The 8,539-nt window shown below is 71.0% G+C and carries 10 protein-coding genes; 1 reads left to right on the top strand and 9 read right to left on the bottom strand.

What is annotated here, in order from left to right:
• On the top strand, positions 1-244 hold a 244-nt coding region (locus G6038_RS29520), incomplete at its 5' end, for a hypothetical protein (RefSeq protein WP_165042323.1).
• A 125-nt stretch (positions 245-369) separates the two neighbouring features.
• Here G6038_RS29520 and G6038_RS29515 read toward each other — a convergent pair.
• From G6038_RS29515 to pcaH, 9 genes are all read right to left on the bottom strand, one after another.
• Positions 370-1,146 carry an ABC transporter permease gene (locus tag G6038_RS29515; protein WP_165042321.1) on the bottom strand — a complete coding sequence of 259 codons (777 nt, stop codon included), beginning with the start codon at positions 1,144-1,146 and terminating at the stop codon, positions 370-372.
• The gene (locus G6038_RS29510) at positions 1,143-1,877 is read right to left on the bottom strand and encodes an ABC transporter ATP-binding protein (RefSeq protein WP_165042319.1); all 735 of its coding nucleotides are present in this window, start codon (positions 1,875-1,877) and stop codon (positions 1,143-1,145) included. The genes G6038_RS29515 and G6038_RS29510 overlap by 4 nt, the downstream gene beginning before the upstream one ends.
• Complete coding sequence (locus G6038_RS32245; protein ID WP_165042317.1) at positions 1,874-2,452, bottom strand: TetR family transcriptional regulator; 579 nt, start codon at positions 2,450-2,452, stop codon at positions 1,874-1,876. Before G6038_RS32245 ends, G6038_RS29510 begins: the two co-directional genes overlap by 4 nt.
• Positions 2,453-2,525: 73 nt before the next feature.
• Positions 2,526-4,127: a hypothetical protein gene (locus G6038_RS29500; RefSeq protein WP_165042315.1), complete on the bottom strand. Its 1,602-nt coding sequence runs from the start codon at positions 4,125-4,127 to the stop codon at positions 2,526-2,528.
• Positions 4,124-5,038: an ABC transporter ATP-binding protein gene (locus G6038_RS29495; protein ID WP_165042313.1), complete on the bottom strand. Its 915-nt coding sequence runs from the start codon at positions 5,036-5,038 to the stop codon at positions 4,124-4,126. The genes G6038_RS29500 and G6038_RS29495 overlap by 4 nt, the downstream gene beginning before the upstream one ends.
• Positions 5,039-5,069: 31 nt before the next feature.
• A complete protein-coding gene (locus G6038_RS29490; protein WP_165042311.1) occupies positions 5,070-5,774 on the bottom strand; it encodes a TetR family transcriptional regulator in 705 nt (234 codons plus the stop codon).
• 65 nt (positions 5,775-5,839) lie between these two features.
• Entirely contained in the window at positions 5,840-7,078 is a 1,239-nt protein-coding gene (locus G6038_RS29485) for a cation:proton antiporter (RefSeq protein ID WP_165042325.1), read from the bottom strand.
• Between the two features lie 110 nt (positions 7,079-7,188).
• The gene (gene pcaG / locus G6038_RS29480; RefSeq protein WP_165042310.1) at positions 7,189-7,854 is read right to left on the bottom strand and encodes a protocatechuate 3,4-dioxygenase subunit alpha; all 666 of its coding nucleotides are present in this window, start codon (positions 7,852-7,854) and stop codon (positions 7,189-7,191) included.
• Positions 7,851-8,539 (bottom strand): protocatechuate 3,4-dioxygenase subunit beta (pcaH, locus tag G6038_RS29475; protein ID WP_165042308.1); only part of this gene is annotated, 689 nt, incomplete at its 5' end. The genes pcaG and pcaH, both read right to left, overlap by 4 nt.

Genomic DNA, 8,539 nt, shown 5'->3' with positions numbered 1-8,539 from the left:
CGATCCCGCGGCGACCGCCCCGCCCCCCGAGGAGGGCGCCACGGTGCCCCCGCCCACCGCACCGGCGCCGCCCGCGGAGCCGACCCCGGAGCAGCTCACCGCTGCCGTCCTCGAACTGAACAGCGCCCTGGCGGACTTGCGCGACGCCCAGCGCACCGGCGACTTCACGTCGTACGGCGCCGCACTCGACCGGCTCCAACGCGCCATCGACAACTTCCTGGCCGCCGGGGGCAGTCTCAACTGAGGGCCCCTGCCCACTTCCGGGGCGCGGCCCGCCCCGCGGTCGGGCCGGGCTGCGCTCGCCAGCCGCCGTCTGACCTCCCTCAGTCGGCCGCTCGACGACGATCGACTTCGGTCCCTTCGGGAGTCCTAGTGCACGAGGGCGAGCCGCCGCCACGACCATAGCGTCAGGCCCGACGAGACGGCAGGAACGACGAGGGCGAGCGCGAGTTGCGGACCGGTGACGGACCCGGCCTGCGGTCCCGCCGCCCACAGACCCGGAGCCGAGAACGGGAACCAGGCGCCCACTCCCGCCATGACCGCCATCTGGGCGACGACCACCACGGCGATGATCGTCCCGACCGCGGGCAGGTATCCCCGTGCCACGGTGGCGACCCAGGCGCAGGGGAAGGCGAGCCCTGCGGTGAGCAGGGCGACGGCGAGGAATCTGCCCACGAGCGCAGGCGTCCCCGGGTCGAGGGGATCGTCGTCGACGAGCGTTCCCACCACCGCCAGGGCGGCGCCCAGTGCGAGGCTGGTGACGACCGCCCAGGCCAGCAGGATCAGCAGCTTTGCGGCGGCGACGGCCGGGCGGGAGACCGGTGCGGCCCACAGACCGCTGATCGTTCCGTCGGTGAACTCGCGGCCGAAGACCCAGCCGATGACCACGCCGAACCCGAGAAGTCCACCCACCGAGACGATGGTGTCGGCTGCGGCGAACAGTCCCGCTCGGCCGCCGTCACCGACGATGGTCTGCGCCTTTCCCGCCATCACCGCGTTGGCACCGCGCACGGACTGCAGGGTCAGCATGCACATGGCCACCACCCCTGTCGTGAGAAAGGCGGTGGTGACCCATACGGGGCGCGCCCGCCGGAACTTGGCCCACTCGACCGCCAGCGCGGCCCGGATCTGCTCGGACGTGGTCATCGTCGCGCCTCGCTGTCGCGGTACACCAGGTCGAAGAACTGCCGCTCGAGATCGATTCCGTCCGGATCGAGGGAGCCGACGACGCGCCCCTCGTTCACGGCCGTGATGCGGTCGGCCACGCGGGCGACCTCGTCGAGATGGTGGCTCGACACCAGCGTCGCCGCGCCGCGCTCCCGGCTGCGCTGCAGCAGCGTGCGCAGCAGCATGATCCCGGCCGGATCGAGCGCATTGGTCGGCTCGTCCAGGATCAGCACCTGCGGGTCCGCGATCAGCGCCGCGGCCAGACCCAGCCGCTGGCGGTTGCCGAGGGAGAGTCTGCGTGCGCTGGTCCGCGCCCACCGGGACAGGACGAGCTCCTCGATCCACCGGTCGGCCGCGGCGGTGGCGTCCGCCGCGGCCAGGCCGGCGAGGCGGCCCGCGATACGCAGGTTCTGCGCGACGGTCAGTTCGGGGTAGGCCAGCGGTGTTTCGACAAGGTGCCCGACTCCCGTCCAGTGCCGCGCCGGCATCGTCGACGGCGCCAGACCCCGCACATGCACGATGCCGTCGTCGGGCTCGATCATGCCGAGCAGCAGGCGCATCAACGTCGTCTTGCCGGCCCCGTTGAGCCCCACGAACGCGTGCACCTCGCCCGCCCGCACCTCGGTGGTGACGTCCTCGAGTACCGGCGCCGAGCCGTAGCGTTTGCACACGTTCCGGCACTCGAGCACGACGTCGCCGACCCCGGTCACGATGCCTCCCGTGTCTGCCGTGAGGGGCGGGGCTCCGGTGCGAGCTGGTGCAGGGCCGACGCAATCCGGTTGCCGAGAGTCTCGTCGCCGGTCTCCGCCCAGTCCGTCAGCGCCGCCATGAGTGCGCCCATGCAGGCCCCGGCGGCCACTGCGGCCTCGGGTCGTCGTGTGCCCGGTTCGGCGAGCGCGCCGGCGATGGCCTCCTGGGTGCGTAGCGTGTTCTCCCACATCCGCGCGCGCAGCCGGGGATGCGCCGCGACGATCCTCAGGCGAGTGCGCACGTCCCCGAGGTCCGTCTCGGGAATCCGTGCCCAGGCATCGAGGATCCCCCGGCACGCCCGTTCCAGCGGGCTCCGGTCCGCCGGCTGCGCGGCCACGGCCTCCGCAATCACGGGATCGTAGGGATCATCGAGCAGGACAGCATCTTTGGACGGAAAGTACCGGAAGAACGTCATGTGCGACACCCCGGCGGCGGCGGCGATCCGGTCGACGGTGACGGCGTCGTAGCCGTCCTCGGTGAACAGCCGCACCGCCGTCGCCTGGATGCGCTGCCGGGTCCGCTCGGACTTGGACACCCCGTAATGTTAGTCACTAACAGTATGGGCGATCAAGGGGTGTGCTGCCGCTGCCCGGTCCACCCGGCGGTCCTCACGCGCTCACGACGTCGCGTTTCCGGAACGCGGCCAGCCCTGCCGCCGTGACGAGCGCGGCAAGAACGACGAGAGCGACGAAGGAACCCGCGGCGAACGGTTCGAGCGGCATCTGCCGGACATGGTTCAGCGGGGAGAGGACGCCGGCACTGTCGGGCAGATCCAGGATCGGTCCGAAACTGCCCACCAGGTAGCCGTAGACGACCAGCACCCAGACCAGATCGAAGGCGCGGGGGACGAGACCGAACAGCGCCGCTGCGATCGCGGCGATGCCGAGCACGGCGGGCCCGTATCCGAGATGCGCCCATACCGATGCCGGCACCCGAGTCGGCTCCCCGGTGGACGCCGCGGCCCCGAGCCCGGTCCCCAGGCCGGCGAGTGCGAGGAGCGCCACCACGCCCAGGGCGGTCACGGACAGCCCCGCTGCCATCCATCCGGCACGGCTCGTAGCGGTCGCCAATACGGGCTCGATCCGGCCCGACTGCTCCTCGCCCCGCAGGCGACGGACGGACAGGATCGCGAAGCAGGAGGCGAGGAAGGCCATCGTGTACCCGGTCAGGCCCAGGAAGCCGTCGACGAGATTCGCGGCCGAACCACCCATGAGCACAAGAATGTCCTCGGGCAGGTTCGCGAAGCTCTCGGCGATCGAGCCGGTCAGGGAGCCGTAGAACAACCCCGTCAGCGCCAGGCCCGTGCCCCACCCGGCGATGCTGCCGCGCTGCAACCGTAGCGCCAGGGCGAACGGGTTCGCCAGCGCCGGTGCCGCCTCGTCCCGGCCCGGCCGCGGGGGCACCAGTCCGGCGCCGAGGTCGCGACGGTCCACGACACGGTACGCAGCCGCCGCGGCGACCGCAGCGAACCCGAGCGACAGGGCCAGCGGGCCCCATCGCGGATCGACGAATGCTCGCGTCTGCTGAGACCAGGCGATGGGGGACAGCCAGGACACCGCGCTGCCGTGCCGCTCCAGGACGTCGCCGACGCCCCGCACGACGAAGGCCGTTCCCAGCGCCGCTGCGGCCAGTCCTGTGGCGGTGCGCGCGTGTTCGCACACCTGGCACACCAGGGCGGTGAGCGCGGCGAAGAACAACCCCAGCGCCGCGAACCCGGCGGCGAACAGCACCGCCCCGCCGGCGTCCGCCCCGGCGGCCGTCATTGCCGCGCTGCCGGCCACGACGAGGGCGGCGTTCGCGACGAGCGCGGTGGCCAGGGCCGCGGTCAGCGGGGCGCGCCGGCCCACCTCGCCGGCCAGGACGAGTTCGGTGCGACCGTTCTCCTCCTCGCCCCGGGTGTGCCGGACGACGAGGAGAATATTCAGGAACGCGGCGGCGACCAGCAGGTACAGCCCGTACTGGTTCGCCACGAACGCCTCGAGCGTGGGGTCGTCCATGCCGTAGCCGGGACCCGACATCATCACCCCCGCCGGGTTGTCGGCAAATCCGGCCACGCTGCGGAGGTCCTCGGCGGCCGGGTACGCCAGCCGCAGGGCCGCGACGAAGTACGCCGCCAGGGCCGAGATGCCGATCACCCACAGCGGCAGCCTGATCCGGTCCCGGCGCAGGGCGAAGCGGACGAGGGACGCGGTCCCGGTGAAGGTGTTCATCGCCCGCCGCCCACGCCGGCGACCTGTCGATCGCTGCCGTAGTGGCGCAGGAACAGCTCCTCGAGCGACGGCGGTGCGCTCTCGAGGCTGCGGACGCCGTACTCCGCGAGCCGCCGGACCACCTCGTCGAGGTGACCGTTGTCGACGTCGAACACTGTGTGCCCGTGCTCGTTTCGCAGCGCGTGCACGCCCTCGGCCTGCGCCAGGCCGGACGCGTCGAGGTCGGTGCGGACCGTGATCGTCGACCGGGTGAGATGCCGCAGCTGGGCCAGCGACCCGGATTCCACGGTACGTCCGTCCCGGATGATGGTCACGGTGTCGCAGAGCTTTTCCACCTCGGCGAGGATGTGACTCGACAGCAGCACCGACGAGCCGCGCTGCGTCGCTTCGGCAACACAGTCCTGAAACACCCGTTCCATCAACGGGTCGAGGCCGGACGTCGGTTCGTCGAGGACGAGGAGATCCACGTCCGAGGCGAGTGCCGAGATCAGCGCCACCTTCTGGCGGTTGCCCTTGGAATAGGCGCGGCACTTCTTGCGAGGGTCGAGTTCGAAGCGTTCGACCAGCTCGGTGCGACGTGCGCGGTCGGCCCCTCCCCGCAGGCGGCACAGGAAGTCGATAGCCTCGCCGCCGGTGAGCGACGGCCACAGGTTGACGTCGCCCGGGACGTACGCGAGGTGCCGGTGCAATTCGACGGCGTCGCGCCAGGGATCGAACCCGAGTACGGTTGCGGAGCCGCTGTCGGCGCGCAGAAGCCCGAGCAGGATCCGGATGGTCGTGGACTTGCCGGCGCCGTTGGGGCCGAGGAAGCCGGCCACCTCGCCGCGGCCGACCTGCAGGCTGAGACCGTCCAGTGCGGTCGTGGCGCCGAACGTCTTGGTGAGGTCGTGGACCTCGACGATCGTGTTCATGACTGTGTCCTGAGGATAGGCGGGTTCCGGATCAGGAAGGGGGAGCGGAGGATTCGCCGCCCCCGGCGCCCGCCGGTGGGTCCGGGACATACATCAGGTAGTCGTCGAGCAGCTTGCGGCTGGTGAGCAGGCCCTCGGAATACAGCTCGAGGACCGGTGCGGTGACGGTCTCGGTCAGGTGCCGGAAGAACCCGGTGAAGTCCCCGCCCCGCAGGAGTTCCGGGTGCAGGGTCATCTGCAGCAGCATCGATCCCACGCTCATGCCGGTGAGCAGGCGGGCCCGGGCGCGGTTGTCCCGGGAGGGCCGGATCAGCCCGTTGCGTTCGCCCTCCGCGAGGTAGTCGACCACGTCGTCGACGAGGTGATCGAAGAACTCCGCCGCGCTTTCGCCGCCGGCCTGGAAGGTGCGGGCGACGTAGACGGCGAGCGGTGCGTACTGCTCGGCCCGGCCGAGTTGCGCCAGCCACGGACCGGAGTCGCCGGTGGCGAGGGTCGCCCGTTTGGAATCGCGGATCTGTCCCAGGACCCACTCGTCACACGCACGGCGCAGGTCCTTCTTGGACCCGAAATGGTGCACGATCAACGCCCCGCTCACCCCCGCGTCCGCGGCGACGGTCCGCAGGCTCGCGTCGAAGCCGTCGCGAGCGAAACGGAGGATTGCGGCCTCCCGGATGCGCGCGGCGGACGTGAGGTCCCGGCGATCGGCCGCCGAGAGACGACCCGGCGTTGAACTCATGATCAGCATGTTAACCGCGTGTTCAATCCTCGGCAAGGGCCGGGAGGACGTCCGCCCCGATGCGCCTACGGCGGACCCTTCACCCGGGCGTTGTCGAGCATGCGCATCACCCTCGTCGCGCTCACTCCGTGCACGAGGACGGAGAAGACGACGGTGAAGACGACGGCGGCCCACAGCTCCTGCTCCTGCGCGATGTCGAGCTCCGCCGCCGCGTACGCGAGGTAGTAGACGGAGCCGATGCCGCGCACGCCGAAGAAGGCCGTGACGCGGCGTTCGCGGACATCCATCTCGTCACAGCCCAGGAGCGAGAGCCAGCCGACCACGGGCCGGATCACAAGGACCAGGGCGGCGCCGACGAGAACCGAACCCCACGACAACTCGGCGAGCAGACCGGTGGTGAGGCCCGCCCCCAGCAGGAGCAGGACCGCGAGCGTGAGGACGTGCTCGAGCTGCTCGATCAGGCTGTGCATCTCCGCGTGGTACTCGTGTGCGCGTTCGATGCGCCGCATGGCGACGGCACACACGAAGACGGCCAGGAAGCCGTAGCCGCCGACCAGTTCGGTGATTCCGTACACCGCGAACGTGGCGGCGAGCGCGACGATCGGTTCGCCCCGGTCGGCCAGCCGGACGTGTTCGACGGGGAAGTGGAACACCGCCCGCCCGACGAGGTGGCCCGCCAGCCCTCCCACCACGGCGCCCAGGACGATCTTGCCGAGCAGCTCCCACAGGACCCAGGAGGCGATCCAGTCCTCGATCGGTCCCTTCGTGAACATGAAGAGCGCGAGGTAGACGAACGGGAACGCCAGCGCATCGTTGAGGCCGGCCTCGGAGGTGAGCGCGAACCGCACTTCGTCGTCTTCGCGGTGGGAACCCTCCCCGGACGTGGGGCCCTCGACCTGCACGTCGGACGCCAGGACGGGATCGGTGGGGGCCAGGGCGGCCCCGAGCAGTACGGCCGCCGCGGGGGTGAGGGCCGCGGCCCACCAGCCCAGCACCGCGACGGCCGCGATGCCGAGGGGCATCGCGACCAGCAGCAGCCGCCGGGTGGACTTCCACGACCGCCACCCGAGGGGACGGTCGATCGCGAGGCCCACGCCCATGAGTGCGACGATCACGCAGACCTCGCTGAGGTACTCCGCCACGGCCGGATGCCCGCCGGGGGTGACGGCTTCGACGTTGTCGAACAGCAGCCCCAGCGCCGCGCCCGCCACCAGCACGATCATGGGCGCCGAGATCGCCCGGTTGTGGAACAGCCGCGGCACGGTGACGGCGAAAAGCAGCGCGAGCCCGGCGGAAACGTAGATGATCGCGGTGTCCAGTGCCGTGGCCTTCGTTCGCTGCGACGGGGTCGGCGCAAGGATGCCCCCGCGACCGCCGTCCGAAACGCGCGCCCCCCGCGCCACCCGGGTCCCGGTCAGATGTCGAAGAAGACCGTCTCGGTCCCGCCGTCCGGGGTGTCCTGCAGGCGCACGTCGAAGGTGTAGACCACCTTCCCGTCGCGTTCGGAGCGCTTCGCGATCAGCGTGTCGCGGCGGACCTCCCACTCGATCCCGTTCAGTACGGGGTCGGCGGCGTTGGCGTCGGCCTCGTCGTCGAAGTAGACCCGGGTGTGCAGGCCGATGTTGATGCCCCGTGCGAAGAGCACCATGAGGATGTGCGGGGCCTGGGTCCCGCCGTCGTTCGCCGGCACCGGTCCCGGCTTGATCGTCTCGAAGGTGTAGACACCGGTCTCGAAGTCGCCGCCCGTGCGGCCCCAGCCGCGGAAGGTCGGATCGATCGCCCTGTCCTGGGTGTGGCCGTCCTGGGTGTGGCCGGGGTGGGCGTACCTGCCGGCGGCGTTGGCCTGCCAGATCTCGATCAGCACGTCGCGCACGGGGGTGCCGGTGCCGTCGAAGACCCGGCCCTCGAGGGCGATGTGCTCGCCCTTCGTCTCCGGGGCGGTCAGGACGTTGCCGAAGTTGTTGTCGAAGATGTCGAACCCGGCCTGCTGCGGCGCGAGCCCGATGTGGACGTACGGGCCGCCGGTCTGCGAGGGGGTCTCCGGGCGGCGCGCGACCATGCTGTGCGGGGAAAGGCTCATCGGGGGGCTCCGGGGAGGTTGAGGTTGTCGAAGAAGGTGGCGCGACGGCCGCGCAGGGTGAGGTCGAAGCGGTAGGTACGCGCGTCGAAGGGGGCGTTGTTGGCGGGATCCTCCTGCGCGATCAGGCTGCGCAGCTGGTCCAGCGTCGGGATGGTCTTCGCGATGGGGCAGCGCTCGATGAGCGGGTCGCCCTCGAAGTACATCTGGGTGATCAACCGCTGCGCCCAGCCGGTGCCGTTGATCGAGAAGTGGATGTGGGCGGGCCGCCAGGCGTTGGTGCTGTTGGCCCACGGGTACGGCCCGGGCTTGATGGTGCGGAAGAAGTAGTAGCCGTTGTCGTCGGTGATCATGCGGCCGCAACCGCCGAAATTCGGGTCGATCGGCGCGAGGTAGCGGTCCTTCTTGTGGCGGTAGCGTCCGCCGGCGTTGGCCTGCCACGCCTCGACCAGGGCGCCCTTCACCGGGTTGCCGAACTCGTCGCGGACGTAGCCGTGCACGATCAGGCGCTCGCCGATCGGCAGGCCGTCCTTGGCGAAGTTGAGGATGAGGTCGTTGTCCTTCTCACCCAGCTCGCGACGGTCGAAGACCGGCCCGGTCGTCTCCGAGAGCGTGTTGCGCGGCGCGATCAGGGCATTGCGCGGGGAGCGCAGCACCGACGTGCGGTATCCGGGGGTCAGGGCGGGCG

It is taken from the genome of Rhodococcus sp. 14C212 (assembly GCF_011058195.1).
GTDB lineage: Bacteria > Actinomycetota > Actinomycetes > Mycobacteriales > Mycobacteriaceae > Rhodococcus > Rhodococcus aetherivorans.
The sequence above is the reverse complement of the archived record's forward strand: the minus strand, read 5'-3'. Positions and strand labels throughout refer to the sequence as shown.